The sequence below is a fragment of the Gluconacetobacter takamatsuzukensis genome, from assembly GCF_014174275.1.
GTDB classification, from domain to species: Bacteria; Pseudomonadota; Alphaproteobacteria; order Acetobacterales; family Acetobacteraceae; genus Gluconacetobacter; species Gluconacetobacter takamatsuzukensis.
Window position 1 is genome coordinate 1 of sequence record NZ_JABEQK010000004.1, and the last position, 20,962, is coordinate 20,962.

The following is a 20,962-nucleotide window of genomic DNA, read 5'->3' on the forward strand; positions in this document are numbered from 1 at the left end:
GGGTAGTAGATCATCGGCTTGTCGTAGACCGGCAGCAACTGCTTGCTGGTGGCCAGCGTCATGGGGTGCAGCCGGGTGCCCGATCCGCCGGCCAGCAGGATGCCCTTCATCCCGGTTTCGGTCGCCGGCTTTTCCGCTGTCGTATTCATGGGGTGCCTTCCATCGGGGCAACGCCCAGACGTTTCGTGCTGTCGTGCCGGGCCTGGAGCGCGGTCCACCAGTCCCGGTGGTCCAGATACCATTGCACCGTGCGGCGCAGCCCGGCCTCGAAATCGTGGCGCGGGCGCCAGCCCAGCGCGGCCTCGGCCCGCGTGGGGTCGATCTCGTAGCGGAAATCATGCCCGGGCCGGTCGGTAACGTAGCGGATCAGCCGCGCGTGCGGGCCCTCCGGGTCGGGGCGCAGTTCGTCCAGGATCGCGCAGATGGCATGGACGACCTGCAGGTTGGTGCGCGGCTGGCGGGCACCGATGGCATAGGTCTCGCCCGGCTGCCCGCGCTCCACCGCCAGCACCAGCGCCTCGGCATGGTCGTCGACAAACAGCCAGTCGCGCATGTTGCCGCCGTCGCCATAGACGGGCAGGGCGCGCCCGCCGATGGCGTTGATCGTCACCAGCGGGATCAGCTTCTCGGGGAAATGCCAGAAGCCGTAATTGTTGGTGGTATTGGTGACGAAGGTCGGCAGCCCGTATGTATGCTGCCAGGCCCGCACCAGATGGTCCGACGCCGCCTTGGAAGCCGAATAGGGGCTGCGGGGGTCATAGGGCGTCTCCTCGGTAAAGGGCGGATCGCCCGGCCGCAGGGTGCCGAAGACCTCGTCGGTCGAGATGTGATGGAACCGGAACGCCGCCTGCCGCGCCGCATCCAGCCCCCCCCAGTATTCCCGCGCCGCCTCCAGCAGGGTGAAGGTGCCCAGCACGTTGGTCGTCATGAACACGCCCGGACCGTCGATCGAGCGGTCGACATGGCTTTCGGCGGCCAGATGCATCACCGCGTCCGGCCGGTGCTCGGCGAAGATCGCGCGCATCGCCGCGCCGTCGGTGATGTCGGCCCGCACATGCCGGTAACGCGGGTCCGACGCGACCTCGGCCGTCGAGGCCTGCGTGGCGGCATAGGTCATGGCATCGACATTCACCACGGAATGCCCGGTCGACCCGATCACATGCCGCACCACAGCCGACCCGATGAAACCGCACCCACCTGTTACGAGTATACGCACACTCTTGCCTCGGTTGTTGGTATGATCATGTTACAATCAAAAAAACACGGTGCAAGGCAATAAATCATATCGAATGTTTCATTGTTTTGTTCTTTGTTTCGTTAAATTGTTATTATCCATTCAACATTATGTGTGTCGGGTATTGGGACGGAATGGTATTTATTGCGTGTCTTCTTCCTGCCTGTTTCGCCACGGCCCTCGTGCCCGGTATCGCGTCCCGCACAGAATATCGGGCACAGGATAACGGAAAATGAAGGCGCCTGCCGGCCGCACCATGGCGCACGCATGCGTCCAGCGGACCGCCTGTGGCTGAAACGGCCGCCGTCAGGCCGGGTTGCGCAATCGGGGGCAGGAACAACGCGCCCCCCGGCTCCCGGCAGCAACGCGTGCCCCTCTACCGCCCGGTCAGGGCGCGCGGCATGGGGACATGGTCCCTGAGGCACAGGGCGAGCTCGCGGCCAAGCTGATCGACACGGATATCCTGGCGCGGGCCGGCGGCGCGCGTACGGTCCAGGATGAAATAATCGGTCGAGGCGCCGATATGCGCCCCATCGTTGAGCAGAACCGGCAGGCTGGGCTGATGGTCGCCATACAGCGCGAAGATCCCGCCCTCCTCGTTCAGCCAGCGGGAACCGGCAAGCTGGCCGATCATGCGGTCGGTGCCCATCAGGCTGTCCAGATAGCCGCCCAGCATGGGGGCGAAGGGGCTGTCGGTGGTCGCCTCCGCGGCCCAGGGGCCGTGATTGGCAACCGTGATGGCAAACACGAAGACGGGCCGCGTCTCGCGGGCGATGAAATCGTTGATCCAGGCGCCCAGCACCTCGTCGGCAACCAGCTCGCCTCGCCGGGATTCGAAGGCCTCACCGCCGATGAAATGGTCGAAGCCCAGATTGGGCATGACCTTGTGCCGGCCATAGAACCGGCGGTCATAGGGATGCACGCATACGGTCAGGTAGCCCGCCTGCCGCATGCGGGCGGCCAGCGTGTCCAGCGGCCGGCGCGCGAAGGAATAATAGGGATTGAAGCGGTCCAGTCCCAGGTCGGCGGGCGACGCCCCGCTGATGGTCGCGAATTCGCTGCGCGTGGTGTTGGCCCCCCACGAATCGACATCCAGGCGCCCATGGCGCCACGCCTGGGCGCGGCAGGCCTGGTATTCCGCCAGGGGCGAGGGCAGGGCGGGGTCCAGCCTGCCGATATCGAAGAAGGATTCGGCCTGCACCAGCACGACCGGGGGCTTGTCCGGCGGCACGGTCACGATGCCGAAGCTGCACGCGGCCTGGCGCGCCGGGCGCTCCTGGCGCGAGCAGACCGTGTGGGCGGCGAAGCTGCCCAGCATGCCCAGCGTCTTCGCATCCTCCACCGGGTCCCCGGTGGGCCGCAACCGGCGGATCACCGCCGCCATCATGTTCAGCGACGGCCGCCAGAAATAGGCGGCGACCGGCACGATCAGCAGCAGCGCCCCGACCAGCCGCGACAGGGCAGGGTCGCCCGGCATGGCGGGTGTCTCGATGGAAAACAGCGCCGCCGTCGCCCCGACCAGCAGCCCGCCGATACCGTAGAAGATGGCCGGATGGACATAGGGCAGGTAGAAGCGCGGATGGGTAAAGACCAGCAGCAGCTCGCTGGCATCGGCGAACACGATCGGCTCGCGCAGGACCGCCCGCTTGGTATGGTCGGCCAGCAGCAGCCCCGCCGCCAGCACCACCCACAACAGGGCCGAAGAGGCCGGGCGGCGGGTCAGCAGCGCAAGCGACAGCCACAAGACAAGGGCGACCGCCACGTCCGGCAGGTCGTTCCTGAGCGGCCGGAAGGGTCTGCCGCTCGTGATCCGCAGGATGACGAGCGCCACGATCGCAAGGCCCGATACGGCGGCAATGGCCCAGTCCTGCATCCTATTCCCCCGCGTTCCATGCGGCGTGCGGTGCGGTGAGGGGGCGTGTCTTGGCAGTCGGGATCGTGCTCGGCAAAATTTCGGTTCTCGTCGCCAGGGGATCGATGGGGCAGTCCATACAGAGAAGAGGGAGTTTTTGCCATGCCGACAATCTGGCTGGATGCACGCAACACGAATCGGGCGGGCGGCACGGGGGTAGCGCGCTATACCGAGGTGATCGCGGAATGCCTGACGGGGGCGGGCATGCTGCCGACATACCTGACCGATTATGCCCCGGGCACGGCCCCCGGCAACCCGCACACACTGCCCCGGCAGGTCTGGCGCCGGCTGCAAGGCATGCGCCCCCGCTATCGTGCGACCCTGCGCGGCAGGGGGATCGATGGCGAAGGGCAGGTGCCCTACGCGACCTGCCCCGACATCTTCCGGATCGCCCATGTCAAATTCACGCATCATGGCACCCTGGCGCGGGTCCGGACCTCCGCGCCGCCCGACATCATGCACTGGACCTATCCCCTGCCCATCCGCCTGGAGGGCGCGCGCAACGTGGTCACGGTCCACGACGCGGTGCCGTTGACCCATCCGGAACTGACCGGAATCGACCCCGAGCGCTATCGGCGCCTGATGACCCGCCTGGCCGGCAGCGCCGAGGCGATCGTGACGATTTCCGAATCCGCGCGGCAGGACATCGCCACGCAATGCGGCATCCCGCCGTCACGCATCCACAACCTTTCCCAGGCGGTCGCGTTCTCGGACGAGGAATTGCGGCTGGCCCGTGCCGCCCGGCCGCCTGCGCCGCCGGGATATTTCGTGCATGTCGGCCGCGTCGAGCAGCGCAAGAACATCTGCCGCCTGGTCGCCGCCCATGCGCGCAGCGGCACGCGCCGGCCGCTGGTCCTGATCGGCCCCGATGGCGACGACAGGCCGGATTACGAGCCACTGGTCGGTAACGCGCCGGTCATCCGCCTGCCCTGGAGCGACCGCGCCACCCTGATCCGGACGATGCAGGATGCCCATGCCCTGCTGTTCCCCTCCCTGGCCGAAGGATTCGGCCTGCCGATCGTCGAGGCGATGGCGCTGGGCACGCCGGTCCTGACCGCCCGGGGCGGCGCGACCGGGGAAATCGCTACCGAGGACGCCGCCATCCTGGTCGATCCGCTGGATGTGTCCGATATCGCGGACGGCATCAGGCTGCTGGACGGCTGGGCCGATGACGATGCGGACCGCCTGGCCCTGATCGCCAGGGGGGAGGCGCGCGCGGCCCAATTCTCGCCCGACGCGTACGTCGCGCGGTTGCGTGGATTCTACGCATCCCTGATGTGACGGGCGCGCCACCGCCACGACCTGTCCATTCGGGGCGGGTGGTGTATAGACCGGGCAGTCTTCGTCCGGGTCCTGCTGGAGTTGCAGATGCGTATTCTCGTAACCGGCACGGCTGGATTTATCGGCTTTCATCTCGCCCGGCGATTGCTGCAGGACGGATACACCGTCATCGGCATCGACGGGATGACCGATTATTACGACGTTTCATTGAAGCGTCGCCGTCATGCCCTTCTGCACCGGTTCGGGAATTTCACGTCCCACGCATTCATGCTGGAAGATGCGCAGGCGCTGCACGATGTGTTCGCGCACTCGTCGCCGGCGATGGTCGTGCATCTGGCGGGGCAGGCGGGGGTTTCCCACAGCCTGGACGCACCCGGCACCTATATCGGGTCCAATATCCTCGGTACCTACGCCCTCCTGGAGGCGGTGCGCCGGCACGGGCCCCTTCATCTCATGATGGCGTCCTCATCCTCGGTCTACGGGGCGAACACGGTCCTGCCGTTTTCCGAGGCACATCGCTGCGACCATCCGCTGAGCCTGTACGCGGCGACCAAGAAAGCGGCCGAGGACATCGCGCATTCCTATTCCTGCATCTGGAACATTCCGACGACGGTCCTGCGTTTCTTCACCGCCTACGGTCCCTGGGGCCGGCCGGACATGGCGCTCTTCAGGTTCATCGCCGGCACCTACGCAGGCAAGCCGATCGATGTGTACAACAACGGCAACATGGCGCGCGATTTCACCTATATCGACGATGTGGTGGAAGCCATCGTCCGTCTCTCCCGCGTGCCGCCCGAAAAGGCGGGGGAGGGCGATCCGGGCAGCAGCCCCGCCGCGCCCTATCGCGTGGTCAATATCGGCAGCAACCGGCCCGTCAGCCTGCTGGCCTTCATCGCGGCGATCGAAAAGGCGACCGGCCGGCCATGCGCGCGCCATTACCTGCCGATGCGGCCGGGCGACGTGCCGCGCACCTGGGCCGACTGCTCGGCCCTCGAATCCCTGACCGGCTTCCGGCCCTCGACGCCGCTCCAGACCGGTGTCGATGCCTTCGTGGCCTGGTACGACGCGCATTACGCAAACGCCCCCCAGCCGTGACCGGTGCGGCGGCCTCCCGCATACCGCCCCTGCGGCCCGGCGGCGCATCCCGATGCCCGGCCGGGCGTTTTTTCGTGCTGGCGCAGGCGTGCTAAGAGATTGCGACGAAGGTTTTCCATCGAAGAGGGGTGACATGCAGGCAGGAAAAGCCCGGGTAAGCAGGATCTGGTCCGTCCTCCTGCCGGCGGGCCGGATTCGCGCATGAGCGGCTTTCTGCGGATACCGCCCTTCCACCGATCCGTGCCCGTCCTCGCCCGCGCCTGCCGGGATGCGGCCCCCGCCTTCCCGGTGCCGGAGTCCGAGCGGCAGGCGCTGGCCGCGCGGATCTGCCGCGAGCGGGTCGGCGGAGGTTTCTGGGCTCCCGATCCGGGCCGGGGGCGCCCGGTCCTGGTCGTTCTCTCCCGCACGGGGCGCGCCCGCCCCCGTTTCACCTCCCTGCTGAACCAGGTGCTGGCGGCCCATGCCGCGCGCGACGTCATGCTGGTCCGGCGGGGCCCGAACGGGCTCGCCGCCGGGCTGGCGCGCCGGCTGGGCATCGCGCATGCGCCGTGGAAGAGCGACCCGCATGCGCTGCTGGACGGCGTGGCGCGGGTCTATGCCGATTCCGTCGGCGATATCGTCCGGCTGGCGGCCCTGCGCGGCCTGCCCGTCGTCCTGCCGGCCCCGGAAGGCGGGCAGGAGGAACCGTTCCTGCCCGCCGACGTGCTGGCGGACATTCTCGATCGCACGGACTATGTCAGCCCCTTCACCGGGTCGCCGATCCCCTGTGCCGAGGCGATCACGCTGCTGGCCGACTGGCGGCGGACGATCATGGTCAATCGCCAGATCGGGGCCTGCCTGGGCATGTCGCGGTGGAAACGGCAGCGGATCGCCGATTTCCTGGCGACGGTCCCCGGCGCGCCGCCCTTCATCCAGGATTTCCGCGCCGGGATGCGCGGCGCCATGGCGGTCTGGGCCACCCGCCTGCCGCCGGGGCTGGAGGAGAAAGCCCGCGAGGCCCGAACGCCCCTGTGGCGGGTGGAAGACGGCTTCGTCCGCTCCATCGGGCTGGGCAGCGCGCTGATGCCGCCCTCGTCGATAACCATCGATACGCGCGGGATCTATTACGATCCGGCGCGGGAAAGCGACCTGGAACATATCCTGGCGACGGCCGGCTTCGACCCCGCGCTGCGCGCCCGCGCCGGCCGGCTTGTCGACTCCCTGGTCCGGCTCGGCATTTCCAAATACGGCGCCGGGCCGGCAGCGGGCATGGGCGAATCGTGGGACACGGGGGGCCGGCGGACGATCCTGGTGCCCGGACAGGTGGCGGACGACCAGTCGGTGCGCTGCGGCGGCGGCCGGATCGGGGGCAACCTGGAACTGCTGCAAACCGTGCGGCGACACAATCCTGACGCGTTTATCGTCTACAGGCCTCACCCGGATGTCGAGGCAACCCACCGGGCGGGACATATGGATGATTCCGTCGTCATGCAGCTGGCGGACCGAATCGACCGGGGCGGCGCGATCCTCGATACGATCGCCCGGGTCGACGAGGTGCATACCCTGACCTCGCTCGCCGGTTTCGAGGCTCTCATGCGCGGACGACGGGTTGTTACATATGGTGTACCGTTCTATGCCGGTTGGGGGCTTACGGTCGACATGGGCGACGTTCCCGCCCGCCGGACACGGCATCTGTCCCTGGAAGAACTTGTTGCCGGAGTGCTGATCCTGTTCCCGCGCTATCTCGATCCGGTGACCCGCCTGCCGTGCGGCCCGGAAGTCCTGATCGACCGATTGCAGACCCCCGATCTCTGGCGACCGACCCCATGGATGCGCGCGCTGGCCGCGCAGACGGCGCTGCGCAAGGCATGGGCGCGCGTCCGGGCGACACGGGCATCATGACGGGTCAACAGGCGCGCGCTTCGCGACGGACCGCCGACATCCTGCCCCGTCCCGTCCTGATGGACGTGTCCCGCCTGCTGTCACGCGCCGGCAGCGCCGTGCCGACCGGGATCGATCGCGTGGAACTGGAATATGCGCTGTATCTCATGCGCTTTCCCGCCTCGCGGGTCCTGTTCGTGGCGTATCATCCGGTCGGGCGCATCGGCATCCTGCCGCGCAAGCTGACGGATTGTTTCCTGCGGATCCTCGCGCGCGCCTGGGCCGGCGGAACGCGGCCCTCGCGCACGGCATCGCTGCTGGCCGGTTTGCTGCTGCAGGCCGCGGCACTGGGGGCAACGGGGCGTGCGAAACAGCGCCGGACATATCTCCTGCTTTCGCATCATCACCTGATGCAGCAGGAGGCGATCGCGGCCTTCCTGAAGCGTGCCGATGCCGGGATGGCAGTCATGGTCCACGACCTGATCCCGATCGAATATCCCGAATATGCTCGCCCGACCGAACCCGACCGCCATCGCCGGCGCATGGATACGGTGGGCCGGCTGGCCGACAGCGTGATCGTGCCGTCGCGCCCGGTGGGCGACGCCCTGCACGACTATCTGGCGCCGCAGAGGTCCTGCCCGCCCGTCAGCGTGGTGCATCATGGCTGCCTCGTCCCGTCCGGCCCCCCGGCATCCGCCGGTCCCCTCGCGCCCGACGCCCCCTATTTCGTCATCCTGGGTACGATCGAGCCGCGCAAGAACCATCTGCTGCTGCTGAATATCTGGCGCCAGATGGCGACCGAAGGCGGCACGGCCCCGCTGCCGCACCTGGTGGTCATCGGGCGGCGCGGATGGGAAAACGAGAATATCCTGGACATGATCGAACGATGCCCGGCCCTTCAGGGCATCGTGCACGAACACGCCACCCTGTCCGACAGCGCCGTGGCCGGCCTGGTCCGGGGCGCGCGCGCGCTGCTGTTCCCCTCCTTTGCCGAAGGGTTCGGCCTGCCGCTGCTCGAGGCGCTGGCGATGGGGATACCGTGCGTGTGTAGCGACCTGCCGGTCTTCCGCGAAATCGCCGGCGATCTTCCGGTCTATCTCGATCCGCTGGACGGCCCCGGCTGGCGGCGTACGATCCAGGATATGAGCGCACAGGACCGGCCGGCGACCGGCGGCGCGCCGCCGTCCTTCGCCGACTGGCCGACCCAGGTCGTGGCGGGCCTGGCCGCCCTGGCCGTGATCGAGGGGGTGGGGCGCCCCGATGCCGCCCCAGGGATGCCGCACCCTGCCGGGACGATACCGGCGTAGCGGGCCGCGCGCGGCATGGATGGGATAGCGGACAGGCGCGCCACGGCGCGTTCGTGCGACGGACAGAAGGGTGGGAACGGTTTGCTGAGTTTTCTGATGCTGCAGGGGAATGCCACGCCGTTCTTCTCCGAACTGGCGGTGGCGCTCCGGGCCGCCGGCCATCATGTCCGCCGCGTCGCCTTCAATGGCGGTGATGTCGTCTTTTCGCACGACGTCACATGGTTTCGCGGCCGCCCGGACGCCCTGCCGGCCTTTCTCGAAAAGATCGTCGCCGCGGACAAGCCGGACGCGATCATCCTGTTCGGCGATTGCCGCCCGATCCATCTCGTGGCGACCGACATCGCCCGGGCGCGCGGCATTGCGATCTGGGTGTTCGAGGAAGGCTATCTGAGGCCGGGCTGGATCACGCTGGAGCCCCATGGCGTCAACGGATTTTCCGCCCTGCCGCGCGATGCCGCTGCCATCCGCGAACGGGGCAAGGCACCGTGGCCGGCCATGCACTACAATCCGCATCCCGATTTCCTGCGCCGCGCCATCTACGACGTATCCTATCACGGGCTGCGCGTGGCCATGACGCCGCTGTTTCCCCACGCGCGCTTTCATGCCGTGGTCAGCCCCTTCGTGGAATATGCGGGCTGGCTACGGGACTGGACCACGCATCTGGTGCGCAAGCCGAAGGAGGCGACGCTGCCCGACGGTCCCTTCATGCTGGTACCGATGCAACTGGACGGCGACTATCAGTTGCGCGTCCATTCGCCGTTCCACAGCATGGCGGAGGCACTGGAACGCATCCTGGCCTCCTTCGCCGCCCATGCGCCCGCATCCCTCTCCCTGGTTGTCCGCCGGCACCCGCTCGACCCGCGCCTGACCGACTGGGAGGGGCTGATCGGGCAGCACGCGCGCGCGCTCGGCATCGCACCGCGCGTCTATTTCATGGCGGACGGCCCGCTCGATCCCGTCCTGGACGCCAGCGAGGGGATCGTCACGGTCAACAGCACGGTCGGCCTGCTGGCGCTGCGGCGCAACCGGCCGGTCAAGATCCTGGGCGAAGCCATCTACGATGTCGAAGGGCTGACATTCCAGAATTCCCTCGATCGCTTCTGGACCGAGGCGACCAAGCCCGATGCCGAACTGCTGGACGCGTTCTGCCGCATGCTGATCCAGGAAGTGCTGGTCGAGGGAGATTTCTTCACCCCCGAGGGCCGAGCCCTCGCGGTCGAGGGCTCGGTGCGGCGGATCCTGTCGGCTTATTCCGACAGCGCGCGCAGTGCCTGAGCAACCACCGAGGCCGTCTGCTCGATCTGCTCGGGCGTGTGCGAGGCACTGACGAAGAAGCGCAGGCGGGCCGCCTTCTCCGGCACCGCCGGGTGGATGATGGGCTGGACGTTCAGCCCGCGCTCGAACAGCGCCTGCGACAGGCGGCCGGCCAGCAGGGAACTGCCGGTAACCAGCGGCACGATGCCATAACCTTCCGAAGTACCGGTATCGAACCCGGCCTCGCGGAACAGGCGCAGCAGATGGGTCGAATTCTCGCGCAGGCGCGCGATGCGCCACGGCTCCTCGCGAATGATGTCCAGCGCGGCCATCGAGGCCGCGGCATTGGTCGGCGGCAGGCCGACGGAATAGACGAATCCGGCGGCGGTGCGCTTCAGATAGGTAATGATATCGGCCCGCCCGGCAATATAGCCGCCGCACGAGATCAGGCTCTTGCTGAGCGTCCCCATCCACAGGTCGATCGAATCGGCCGGCACGCCGGCCTCTTCGGCAATGCCATGCCCGCGCGCGCCCAGCACGCCGGTCGAATGCGCCTCGTCCACCAGCGTCATGCAGTCGAACTCGCGGGCCAGCTCGACAAAGGCCGCCAGGTCGGGGATGTCGCCATCCATGCTGTAATGGCCCTCGAGGACCAGCAGCGCGCGCTTGTGCGCGCGGCGATGCATCCATAGCTGCTCGCGCGCCGCCGCGACATCGTTATGGGTAAACGCGATGCGCCGCGCGCCCGACAGGATCGCGCCCTGGATCAGGCTGTTATGGGCCAGCGCATCGTGGATGATCAGGTCGCCGGGCCGCATGAGCTGCGCCAGCGTGGTCACGTTGGTCGCGTGGCCCGACACCATCACGACGCAATCCTCGGCACCGTGCCAGTCGGCCAGCGCGCGCTCCAGCTCCCGATGGAACGGGCGCTCGCCCGAGACCATGCGACTGGCCGAAACCGTCGTGCCGTAGCGGTGGAGCGCGTCCTCCACCTGGCCGATCACCCGCGGGTCGCCGTTCAGGCCCAGATAATCGTAGGACGAGAAATTGATGTATTCGCGCCCGTCGATCCGGGTCGTGGCGCCGGCCAGCCCGTCATGCTGGCGAAAGAACGGGTCGGAGACGCCCAGCGCCGCCGCCCGCTTCGCCATGAACTCCATTTCCTCCACGCCGGGCAGGGACCAGCCGCGCGCGCCGGTTTCGGCCGGCGCGGCACCGCCCGAGAGGCTGGCCAGGAGCTTGATGCGTTCACCCAGGCGGCGGCCGAATTTCGGTCCGGTCATCGCGTTGCTTCTTCTTCGTTCGAAAGCGCGGGCTCGGGGGCCTCGGCATCCCCGGGCGCATCGCCGGCCTCGGCCACCACATGCCGTTCCTCATCCGACAGGTGGCGGGCCATCACGGCCTCGTCCGGTGTCGCGGCGGCGGCACCCTGTCCCTTGTTGCCCAACAGGGTAGAGACCTGGCGCGCGACGCGCCGGACCGTCATTTCCTGCCACGCGAAGCCGGGCAGCGACACGCCCAGCCGGCGCTCCAGCCCCAGCGCCAGTTCGACCGCCGTCAGCGAATCCATCCCCAGTTCGGCCAGGGGCTGGTCCATGGGCAGGGCCTCGCGGTCGGTCTGCATGATGCGGGTCAGTTCGCCCAGGATCAGGTCGGCGACGATTTCCTCGCGCCGTTCCTCGGTGGCGGTGGCCAGCAGGCTCATCAGGTCGCCGGTGTCGCTGTCCTCGTCCCGGCGCCGCGCCACGGCGCCGAACAGCGGCTCGCTCAGGATCGGCAGGCTGCCGGTGGCCTGCCAGTCCATTTCGGCCAGCACCGGCCACGGATCGGACGAAGCCAGCAGGTCGGGCAGGGCATCCAGCGCGGCCATCGAGCGCATCGAGCGCGCGCCCAGCCGCCGGTCCAGCGCCTCGCGCGCCGCTTCGTTGCGTTCCAGGAACCCGGCATCGGCAATCGGCCCCCAGCGGACGGCGCAGCCCGGCAGGCCGGCATCGCGCCGGCGCTGGATCATGGCCTCGACCGCCGCATTGGCCGCCACATACGCCCCCTGGCCCGGCGCGCCGAGCGTGATGGTGGCGGACGAGAAGACCAGGAACAGCGACAGCGGATCGTCCCGTGTCAGTTCGTCCAGCGACAGGGCACCGGCCAGCTTGGCCTGGACCGAAGCCGTGACCTGCTCCTCCGACAGGGTCGCGACCAGCCCGTCCGCCACCGTGACGGCGGCATGCACGATCCCGCCCAGAGGCGGCATGGTGGCCCGGATCTCCGCCACCAGCGCGGCCAGCGCCGCACGGTCGGTCACGTCGCAGGCCCGGACCTCAACGGTCAGGGCACCGGCCTCCAGCAGCGTCTCGCGCAGCGCCGCAACATTTTCGGCCGCCGGCCCGCGCCGGCTGACCAGCACCAGGTGCCGGGCCCCACGGGCGACCAGCCACCGCGCCGCGCGCGCGCCAAACCCACCGGTTCCGCCCGTGACCAGCACGGTGCGGTCGGCCGGGATCTCCAGCGTGGGCGGCACATGGACCGGTCCCATCGTCAGCACGATCTTGCCGACATGGGCCGAGGTCCGCATCAGAGCGAACGCATCGGTCGCGGCGGAAGCCGGGAAGGCGGTATAGGGCAGCGGCCCGACCGCGCCATCCTCCAGCAGGGCATGCAGCCGGTCGGTCACGGTCGAGACCAGGTCCGGCCGATGCCGCACCAGCGCGTCGACATCGATGGCGTGATAGCTGACATTCTGCCGCAGCGGGCCGATGCCCACGCGCGTATTGGCCAGGAAGTCGCGCTTGCCCAGTTCCAGGAAGCGCCCGAAAGGCCGCACCAGTTCCAGGCTGCGCTCCATGGCCTCGCCGCTGAGCGCATTGAGGACCACATCCACACCCTGCCCGCCGGTGGCGGCCAGCACATCGGCCCCGAAACGCAGCGACCGGCTGTCCAGCACGGTCTCGATCCCCAGCTCGCGCAGAGCCGCCCGCTTGGCGGGCGAACCCGCGGTGGCGATGATGCGCGCCCCCACATGGCTGGCATACTGGATGGCCGCCAGCCCGACACCGCCGGCGGCACCATGGATCAGGATCGTCTCGCCGGCCCGCAGCGCGCCGACGGTCTCCAGCGCATAGAGCACGGTCAGATAGGTCACGGGAATGGTCGCGCCGGCCGCAAACGACAGCCATTCGGGCAGGGCGAAGACGCTGCGCCGGTCCGTGACCACCCGGCTGGCATGCGCGGCGGCAGCCAGCGCCATGACCCGGTCGCCGGGGGCCAGGTCGGTGACGTCCGACCCCACCGCCAGCACGGTGCCCGCGCATTCCATGCCCAGCGTGGCGCCGGCAAACCCGTCCAGCAGCAATTCGTCGGGCAGCATGCCGATGGCCGACAGCACGTCGCGATAGTTCAGGCCGCTGGCCTGTACATCGATCACCACGTCGCGCGGTCCGGGCTCGACCCGGGGCTCGGGCATCCAGCACAGCCGGTCCAGCGGACCGGGCACCGGCTGGATCAGCCGCACATCCGTCTTCGCCCCCTCGGCGCGGGCCGGCAGGCCCTCTCGCAGGCGGCGGACCAGCCGTCCGTCTTCCGTCCAGCGCACTTCGCGCTCGTCGTCGGTAGCCGTGCGTTCCGCCTCCAGGGCCGCCGCGACCGCAGTCTCCGTCAGGGCGGCGGACAGGTCGATCCGGCGACAGCGCAGGGCAGGGAACTCGTTGGCGATCGTCCGGCCCAGGGCCACGCGCGCGGCCTCATGCGGTGTGGTGGCCGTATCGCGGGTCACGATCGCCAGGCACTCCCCGGCCTCGGCAGCCGCACGGGCGTCGGCTGCCAGTGCCAGCATCCCACGGGCGGTCCACGCGGTCTCGTCCTCGCCGTCTTCCTGCGCGGGGGCATGGGACAGGCGCAGCGACGGCGCGGCCGCGGCTTCGGCCGTGGCCTCCGCCTCCTCCGCCTCGACCGCCACCGCCGCCAGCAGGGCGAGCGGGAAAGGCGCCTGGGCAGGCACACTCTCGGCCACCGCGCGCAGCCGGTGCGGCAGGTCGCGCCAGGCGGCGATCGTCAGCAGCGGCTCGGGCGACAGGTCGCGCAAGGTGGCCCAGCCCGCATCCTCGGCCGCCTCGGCCACCAGGATCAGGCCGCCGGGCGCAAGCCGGTCCGCATGGGCAAGCGTCGTCGCCGGCACCATGCCGTGCAGCCCCGGCGCATAGGCGACCAGAACGTCATACACGCCTTCCGGCACGGTCTCGGCCATGACGATACCGGGCAGGTGCGCCAGCACGGTCGGGCGCAGACGCGCCTGCCGCTCGCGATTCGGCTCCAGGATCGTGTAGTCCAGGCCGCCCGCCAGTCCGGCCAGGCGCGGCGCAAGCTGGCGGGTCAGGATGGCGCGATCGGCATGCAGTTCCAGCACCCGAAGCGGCCGGTCCTGCGGCCAGTCACGCACATAGGCGCCAATGGTAGCCGCGATCTGCTCGGCCGCCAGTTCCACGCTGCGGCCGGACAGCAGCTGCCGGAACGCGACGTCGGGGAACGCCTCGTCGGCGCGCGCCGCCTCGGGATTGCTGGCCGCGTTCTTCTGCTCCTGGACCCAGGCGAGCAGCAACGCCGCCGGCAACCATTGCGGCAGGTCGAGGAACAGGGTCTGCCACAGACGGGCCAGGTCCGGCGCCTCGCCGGGGGCCTCCTCGGCCGAGGCCGGATGGCCGGACAGGATCGTATGGGCCAGCAGGCCCGCATCCTTGTCGTCCGCATCGCCGGCAGGCGTTTCCATGGCCGGACGCAGCGCCAGGAACCGGTCGTCGGACAGCGGAGCCGACGCCACGGGCGACGGCAGCCAGATCTCGTGGAAGGTGCGCTCGGCAACCGGCACGGGGCGCTCGCCCGGCATGCGGGTGAACCAGCAGCCGGTGGCCGACAGCACGGCGCGGCCGCTGGCATCCAGCATCACGATATCGGCCTCGGTCTCGCGCGGGCCGGAGGTCGTGACGGCCGCCTGGCCGCGCGCAGGCGCCCCGGCCGTCAGGTCCAGCCGGATGATGCCGAACTTGCGCGGCAGCGGCGCCTCGGCGGACTGGGCATCGGCATGGTTGACCGCCAGCCCCACCAGCGCCTGGAACGTGCCGTCCAGCGCCGTCGGGTCCAGGGTCAGCCCGTTGATCGGCGCATCCCCCGTCAGTGTGGCCTCGACCCGGCCGGCAGCCATCGAGATCCCGCCCACACGCCGGAACGCCGGCCCATAGGCCAGCCCGGCGGCGCGGGCCGTCGCGTACAGCGCATCGCCGGTCATGTCGGTATCGGTATCGGCCGGCGGCAGGGCGGCAGGGGCAACAGGCGACAGGCCCGCACGGGCCGTCGCATGGCGCGTCCAGACCGCGTGCGACAGCCGCGGACGGCTGTCGATCGTCACGGCACCCTCGGCCGACAGCCGGACCCGGATTTCACGCAGTTGTGCCTGTTCGATGATGACCGGACGCAGGATCTGGAAATCGCGCAGTTCCAGAATCTGGGCATCGGGCCACGTGGCCCGCGCGGCCGTGAAGGCGAACTCGATCAGGCACGCCGCGGCCAGGACGATCGTGTCGCCCACCTTGTGGTCGGCCAGCCAAGGCTGCACCGCACCGTCCAGATGCGCGGTCCATTCGCTGACATCGCTCTTGCCATGGTCGCCCAGAAGGGGATGGGTGCCCTGCTGGTTCCACAGCACCGCCAGAGCTTCCTCGGTCGGCTCGTACCAGTGCCGCTCGCGCTGCCACTGCACGCCGGGCAGGCCCCGGACATGGGCCGGGCCGGCGAAATGCGACGCCGACAGGATGTTGCAGCCCGCCGCGAAGCACGCCAGCGCGGTACGCGGGAACGGGTCGACCGTAATCCTGGCCGGCACGGCCGGCATCACGCGCGATTGCGTATCGCCGCCCCGCAGGATGTCGCGCAGATAATGCTGCAGGACCGGGCGCGGGCTGATCTCGACGAAGACAGTGCCCCCGTCGGCAGAAGCCTGGCGCACCGATTCGGCGAACAGCACCGGCGCGCGGACATTGCGCCACCAGTAATCGGCATCCGGCAGGACGGTGAAGGGCTGGCTGGTCACGGTCGAGATCATCAGCCGGTCCGGCCGGCGCGCCGTGATCTCGCCCAGGTCACGGATCAGCGCGTCGGCGATCCGGTCCATATGGCTGCTGTGATAGGCGTAGCCCACCTTCAGGCGGTGGACCAGCAGCGAGGACCCGTCCTTCGCCGCTTCCAGGCGGTCCAGCGCCTCGGCATCGCCGGCGACGGCCAGGGCGTTCGGCGCATTGAAGGCCGCGATCTCCACGGTCGGCGCGGCCTCGGCCAGAAGGCGCCGCGCCTCCTCGACATCGCCATGGAGCGCGATCATGCCGCCACCGGGGGCCGTCGCCTGATGGCGGCTGCGCAGGGCAACGATGCGCGCGGCCTCGCCGATCTCCAGCATGCCGGCATGCACCGCGCCCGCGATTTCTCCCACACTATGGCCGACGACGATATCGGCCTTCAGCCCCTGCTGCTCCAGCCCGCGCAGGACGCCGATCTGGAAGGCGAACAGCATGGGCTGCGCAACGTCGGCCGGATCAGCCGACCAGTCGCCCGCCCGCATGGCCTCCAGCACCGACCAGCCGAGATGCGGACGCAGCGCGGCGTCCGCCTCGGCCACGCCGGCAGCGAAGACGGGGCTGATCTCGAGCAGATCCTGCCCCATGCCGGAAAACTGGCTGCCGTTGCCCGAAAACACGAAGACGGTGCGCGCCTGGGCAAGCGCCTGCCCGGTCACGACATCGGCGTGGGCGCGGGTCTCCACCCACGCGGCCAGCGCCGCGCGCATCTCCGCCGCGTCCCCGCCTGGAACGCCCAGGCGATGCGGCAGATGGGCACGACGCGTCGCCAGGCCCCGCAGGTCGGAATCGGTCCAGCTCCGGGTAGACCAGACCTGTGCGAGGCTGGCCAGCCCGGCCTCGGAACGCGCGGACAGCAGCAGCGGCACCGCATCGTCCGATACGGTTGCGGCTGGCACACTGGCGGGTTCGACCGGGGCGCTGGCCAGGATCACATGGGCGTTGGCGCCGCCAAAACCGAAATTGTTGACACCGGCGATCAGCGGCCCGTCCCCCAACGGCCGGGCCTCGGTGACGACTTCCAGATTGAGCTCGCCGAAAGGAATGGCCGGATTCGGGTTGTCGCAATGCAGCGAGGCCGGCAGGCGCCGATTCTGCAGGGCAAGCATCGCCTTCAGCATGCTGACCAGGCCGGACGCCGGCTCCAGATGCCCGAGATTGGTCTTGACCGAGCCGATCGGCAGCGGCGCGTCGCGCAACTGGCCTAGGGCGGTCCCCAGGGCCGTCGTCTCCACCGGGTCGCCGGCCTGGGTGCCGGTGCCGTGGGCCTCGACGAAGGCCACCTGGTCGGGCGAGACGCCCGCGCGCCCATAGACCTCGCGCAGCAGGTCCGCCTGCGCCTGGGCGCTGGGGAAGGTCAGGCCCGGCGTACGCCCGTCGGCATTGATCCCGCTGCCCATGATCACCGCGCGGATGTCGTCGCCATCCCGCCGGGCCGCCGACAGGGGCTTGAGCAGCAGCATGACGCCGCCCTCGCCACGCACATAGCCGTCGGCATCGGCGCTGAAGGCATGGCAGCGGCCGGTCGGGGACAGCATGCTCGCCGCGCAGAAGCCGATGAAGGGGTAGGGCGTCAGCAGCATGCTGACACCGCCGACCAGGGCCACGTCCGTCCGGCCCGCGCGCAGATCCTCGCACGCCTCATGCAGGGCGAACAGCGACGAGGAGCACGCGGTATCGATGGTCATGCTCGGGCCGTGCAGGCCCAGCGCATAGGACACGCGGTTGGAGAAGATGCTCAGCGTATTGCCGGGCATGAAATAGGCATTGCCCGACGACGGGTCGGTCAGGCGCAGGTTGGCGTATTCCAGCCCCGACGCGCCGACATACACGCCGGCCGACGCGATGCGGTCCGCCGTCGTGCCCGCGTCTTCCATGGCTTCCCACGCCAGTTCCAGCAGCAGCCGCTGCTGCGGGTCCATCTGCCGCGCCTCGCGGGCAGAAATGCCGAAAAAGGCGGCATCGAACAGTTCAATATCGTCCAGGGTCGAGGCCCGGGTAGCATAGAACTTGCCTGTCTCGCCGCGACGGGGGTGCCAGAAATCCCGCAGCGGAAAGCGGTTCTCCGGGATCGGACGCACGCTTTCGCGCTCCTCGTCCAGCAGCTGCCACAGGCTGGTGACGTCCGGCGCCCCGGGAAGGCGGCAGGATGCGCCGATGATGGCGATGGGCTCATCCCGAGTAGTGGTATTCGGCTCGGACGTCGAACTGTTATGCATGAAGAGATATGTGCCCCAATGCGATGATCGGATTACGATGTAACGCGGTCGGCTCGGGGGGAAAAGCCATATCGGCGTTGAAAAAATAGTTCGGGGCGTTTCATGGGTTCCCTTGCAGGCAGCGAAGGGACCAAAACGGGCCGATCGTTCGTATTCTGCTTGAAGCATAGGATGGAATTGGAAACTTCCCGTTTTCTCCGCCTCTGCTCCCCTCGTTCTGCCTCATCTCTGGGCACTTGGCCTGGCTAAGAAATCACCAGTGTCGCGGCTGGCCCGCAGCGCTCAGCCGCGACCATGATTTCCCCCGTCCGCGGTGGCCCACTTGTAAAAAACGCACGAAATGCCCCGCATCGCCGATCCGCCACCGACCGTCCGTGTCGGGCCAATACCTTGCATGTCTGTGTTCTTTTTATGTCTTCCGGCGCTCCGGGGCCGCGAACGCCCGGTGGGTCCAGGCTTGCCCCGGGCACATCGCAGTTCCGCTTGCCCCGCATGTCGGGGAACCGGGCAGGGGGGCGTGGAATGCCACTCGGAAGCAGTGTGGTGTCCGCGGCGGGATTCGAACCCACGGCCCCAGGATTCATCCCACTTCGACTTTCGCCGCCGCCATCCGCAAATGGCGTTCGTGGTCTGGACTGTCCCTTCACCCTGGGCCCGAAAGCCGACAGGTGCCGCCCGTCCAGTCTCTACACCGTCCCGGCCGCGGGGCCGGGCTTGGCTCGGGATCGGCACGACACAGCGTGTCAGAGCGTTCCCCGAATTTGAGCGGATCCGTCATGAGGTTTCCCGCCATGACGCCCAATTTGAAAACCAGGAATCCTGTGCTCTATCCGGCTGAGCTACGCGGACACACACAGCCCGTTTCTAGCCGAGCATACGGATTCGGGCAAGCGCCCCCGACAGGCAGTGCCCCGCTCCGTCAACGCTCGCGACGCAGCATCGTCGCGGTGGCGGCCAGCCGCGCAATATGGCGGCGGCACAAGGCAAGGTCCGGCGCCCCGGTCTGCTTGCACTCCTTCTCCAGCGCCTGGGTCTGCTCGGCGGCATCCATCAGGCGCTCGACGGTCCACAGCGACAGCGCCTGGCCGAAGGAGTCGGTCCGCTTGAAGAAGACGGGCGGCCGCAATCCGCGCATCGCATCTGCCCGGCTCTGCCCCGACTCCATCGCGATCCGCGCCCGGCGCAGCCGGTGCACATGCGACAGCAGCGCCCGCGCAACGGCAATCGGGCTGGTGCCCTCGGCCAGCGCCCGCTCGATGGCGGTATCGGCACCGGCCCGATCGCCGGCGGTGGCGGCAAAGGCCGCATCTTCCAGCGAGACCCCGGCCGCATCCCCGATGCAGGTGCGCACATCGTCCAGTGTTAGATGCCCGCCCCGCCCGGCATACAGCGCCAGTTTCTCGACCTCGCCGCGCATCGCGGCCCGATCGGGGCCCAGCAGCCCGGCAAACCAGGACAGGGCATCGGCATCGATGCGGATCTCCTCGTCCCCGAGGCTCTGGCGGATCGTGCCTTCCAGCGCCCGCCCTTCCTCGGGATAGCAGCCGATGGCGGCACAATCGGCCTGCGCCTCGGCCAGCGTGCGCAGGCGCGAGCGGCTGGCCAGCCCCGGCGCCTCGATGATGACCAGCGTGTCCGACGTCCGGGCCAGGCTCGCCTTCAGCGGCGCCGTCAGGCTGTCGCCCCCGTCGCGCACCCACACGACGCGCCGGCCACCGCTCAGCGAGAGCGCGAAGATCTCCTCCTCCAGCCGCTCCGCCGCGTCCCGATCCAGCACCGCGACGCGAAAGGGGTCGTCCAGTTGCGGGGCGATGGCGGTGGCGGCCTGCCGCGCGCGCTCGCGGATCAGGCCCGTATCCTCGCCATGCAGCAGGATCGCCCGCAGCGGACCGGGGTCGCGCAACACACGCGCGACCGAGCGGGCATCGATCTTCACTGGTTGTTGACTGTCCCGTTGCCCGGCTCGTCCCCCGCCGTGCCTGAAGGATCGGGCGAGGACCGGCCGATGGCCATGCCGGGCAGCCCGTCCGCGCCGACCGACTGGCGCTGGATGCCGTTGTTGGCGTTGGGCATCACGTTCGGGTCGATATAGGTAGCCTGCGGCATCACCGTCCGCTGGGCGGGCGTGGCGCGGGTCTTGAACCAGATAGCGAGCTGCTGGGTAATGCGGTCGGCGATGGCCTGCGCCACCCGGCGCGCCAGCGCGGCCTGGTTCAGGTTCTGGGCGAAATACTGCTCGAACGTCTCGTTCTCGCCATCCATGACCTGCGTATCGCCCTGCGTCACCAGCATCGGGGTCGGCGCGACGGTATAGAGCAGCCAGTGCGCATGGGCCGTGGCCCGGGTGCGGCCGGTCGTGTTGTCCGAATGGATGTCGATCGCTTCGTTCATCACATAGGAATTGACGCGCAGCGTATAGCCGGTCGGGTCTTCCTGCTCGGCCCCGGCCAGGTTCTGTTGCAGGAACAGCCGCAATTCCTGCCCGTACCGTTCCGGAATGCTGGCCACATAGATCTGGCGCAACTGGTCCGGGATCGTCCCGCCGGCCTCAGTGCTGCCGCCCGGCGTTCCGTACAGGGGCTGGAAGCCGCACCCGCCCAGCACCGCCACCATGGCCACCAGCATCGCCCGGCGGAGCGGACGATACGAACGGGACGCGTCGGGGCGGGGCAGGGGCGGCATCC

General features: G+C 69.1%; 12 protein-coding genes. 5 read left to right on the forward strand and 7 right to left on the reverse strand.

Annotated elements, in window-relative coordinates; genetic code table 11:
• The 3 genes from HLH27_RS17320 to HLH27_RS06370 all read right to left on the reverse strand — a co-directional run.
• Positions 1–110: sugar phosphate nucleotidyltransferase (locus tag HLH27_RS17320; protein WP_408870815.1), on the reverse strand; the 110-nt coding region annotated here is incomplete at its 3' end.
• A 35-nt stretch (positions 111–145) separates the two neighbouring features.
• Positions 146–1,216: a dTDP-glucose 4,6-dehydratase gene (rfbB, locus tag HLH27_RS06365; protein ID WP_182948829.1), complete on the reverse strand. Its 1,071-nt coding sequence runs from the start codon at positions 1,214–1,216 to the stop codon at positions 146–148.
• Between the two features lie 394 nt (positions 1,217–1,610).
• The gene (locus HLH27_RS06370) at positions 1,611–3,107 is read right to left on the reverse strand and encodes an LTA synthase family protein (RefSeq protein WP_182948830.1); all 1,497 of its coding nucleotides are present in this window, start codon (positions 3,105–3,107) and stop codon (positions 1,611–1,613) included.
• A 141-nt stretch (positions 3,108–3,248) separates the two neighbouring features.
• Here HLH27_RS06370 and HLH27_RS06375 point away from each other — a divergent pair, with 141 nt between their 5' ends.
• The 5 genes from HLH27_RS06375 to HLH27_RS06395 all read left to right on the forward strand — a co-directional run bounded on the left by HLH27_RS06375 (position 3,249) and on the right by HLH27_RS06395 (position 9,964).
• Complete coding sequence (locus tag HLH27_RS06375; protein WP_182948831.1) at positions 3,249–4,427, forward strand: glycosyltransferase family 4 protein; 1,179 nt, start codon at positions 3,249–3,251, stop codon at positions 4,425–4,427.
• An 87-nt stretch (positions 4,428–4,514) separates the two neighbouring features.
• Entirely contained in the window at positions 4,515–5,522 is a 1,008-nt protein-coding gene (locus tag HLH27_RS06380; RefSeq protein WP_182948833.1) for an NAD-dependent epimerase/dehydratase family protein, read from the forward strand.
• 201 nt (positions 5,523–5,723) lie between these two features.
• Positions 5,724–7,403, forward strand: coding sequence for a capsular polysaccharide export protein, LipB/KpsS family (locus HLH27_RS06385; protein ID WP_182948835.1), 1,680 nt, complete (start codon positions 5,724–5,726; stop codon positions 7,401–7,403).
• Positions 7,400–8,689 (forward strand): glycosyltransferase family 4 protein, encoded by a 1,290-nt coding sequence (locus HLH27_RS06390; RefSeq protein ID WP_220790320.1) that lies wholly within the window; start codon positions 7,400–7,402, stop codon positions 8,687–8,689. Before HLH27_RS06385 ends, HLH27_RS06390 begins: the two co-directional genes overlap by 4 nt.
• Positions 8,690–8,770: 81 nt before the next feature.
• Positions 8,771–9,964 carry a capsule biosynthesis protein gene (locus HLH27_RS06395; protein ID WP_182948837.1) on the forward strand — a complete coding sequence of 398 codons (1,194 nt, stop codon included), beginning with the start codon at positions 8,771–8,773 and terminating at the stop codon, positions 9,962–9,964.
• On the opposite strand, the gene HLH27_RS06400 is transcribed toward HLH27_RS06395, so the two are convergent.
• The 4 genes from HLH27_RS06400 to HLH27_RS06415 form a co-directional block, all read right to left on the reverse strand.
• Positions 9,937–11,226 carry an aminotransferase class I/II-fold pyridoxal phosphate-dependent enzyme gene (locus HLH27_RS06400; protein ID WP_182948839.1) on the reverse strand — a complete coding sequence of 430 codons (1,290 nt, stop codon included), beginning with the start codon at positions 11,224–11,226 and terminating at the stop codon, positions 9,937–9,939. The two genes, HLH27_RS06395 and HLH27_RS06400, sit on opposite strands and share 28 nt — an antisense overlap.
• A complete protein-coding gene (locus tag HLH27_RS06405; RefSeq protein ID WP_182948841.1) occupies positions 11,223–18,278 on the reverse strand; it encodes a type I polyketide synthase in 7,056 nt (2,351 codons plus the stop codon). The genes HLH27_RS06400 and HLH27_RS06405 overlap by 4 nt, the downstream gene beginning before the upstream one ends.
• Before the next feature lie 919 nt (positions 18,279–19,197).
• Entirely contained in the window at positions 19,198–20,214 is a 1,017-nt protein-coding gene (gene holA / locus HLH27_RS06410; RefSeq protein WP_182948843.1) for a DNA polymerase III subunit delta, read from the reverse strand.
• A complete protein-coding gene (locus HLH27_RS06415) occupies positions 20,211–20,960 on the reverse strand; it encodes an LPS assembly lipoprotein LptE (RefSeq protein ID WP_182948845.1) in 750 nt (249 codons plus the stop codon). The genes holA and HLH27_RS06415 overlap by 4 nt, the downstream gene beginning before the upstream one ends.
• Between the last annotated feature and the right edge of the window lie 2 nt (positions 20,961–20,962).

Coding starts and splice junctions, on each gene's coding strand:
- HLH27_RS06370 (WP_182948830.1), bottom strand. CDS start 3,107: ATGCAGGACTGGGCCATTGCCGCCGTATCGGGCCTTGCGATCGTGGCG.
- HLH27_RS06375 (WP_182948831.1), top strand. CDS start 3,249: ATGCCGACAATCTGGCTGGATGCACGCAACACGAATCGGGCGGGCGGC.
- HLH27_RS06380 (WP_182948833.1), top strand. CDS start 4,515: ATGCGTATTCTCGTAACCGGCACGGCTGGATTTATCGGCTTTCATCTC.
- HLH27_RS06385 (WP_182948835.1), top strand. CDS start 5,724: ATGAGCGGCTTTCTGCGGATACCGCCCTTCCACCGATCCGTGCCCGTC.
- HLH27_RS06390 (WP_220790320.1), top strand. CDS start 7,400: ATGACGGGTCAACAGGCGCGCGCTTCGCGACGGACCGCCGACATCCTG.
- HLH27_RS06400 (WP_182948839.1), bottom strand. CDS start 11,226: ATGACCGGACCGAAATTCGGCCGCCGCCTGGGTGAACGCATCAAGCTC.
- HLH27_RS06405 (WP_182948841.1), bottom strand. CDS start 18,278: ATGCATAACAGTTCGACGTCCGAGCCGAATACCACTACTCGGGATGAG.
- HLH27_RS06415 (WP_182948845.1), bottom strand. CDS start 20,960: ATGCCGCCCCTGCCCCGCCCCGACGCGTCCCGTTCGTATCGTCCGCTC.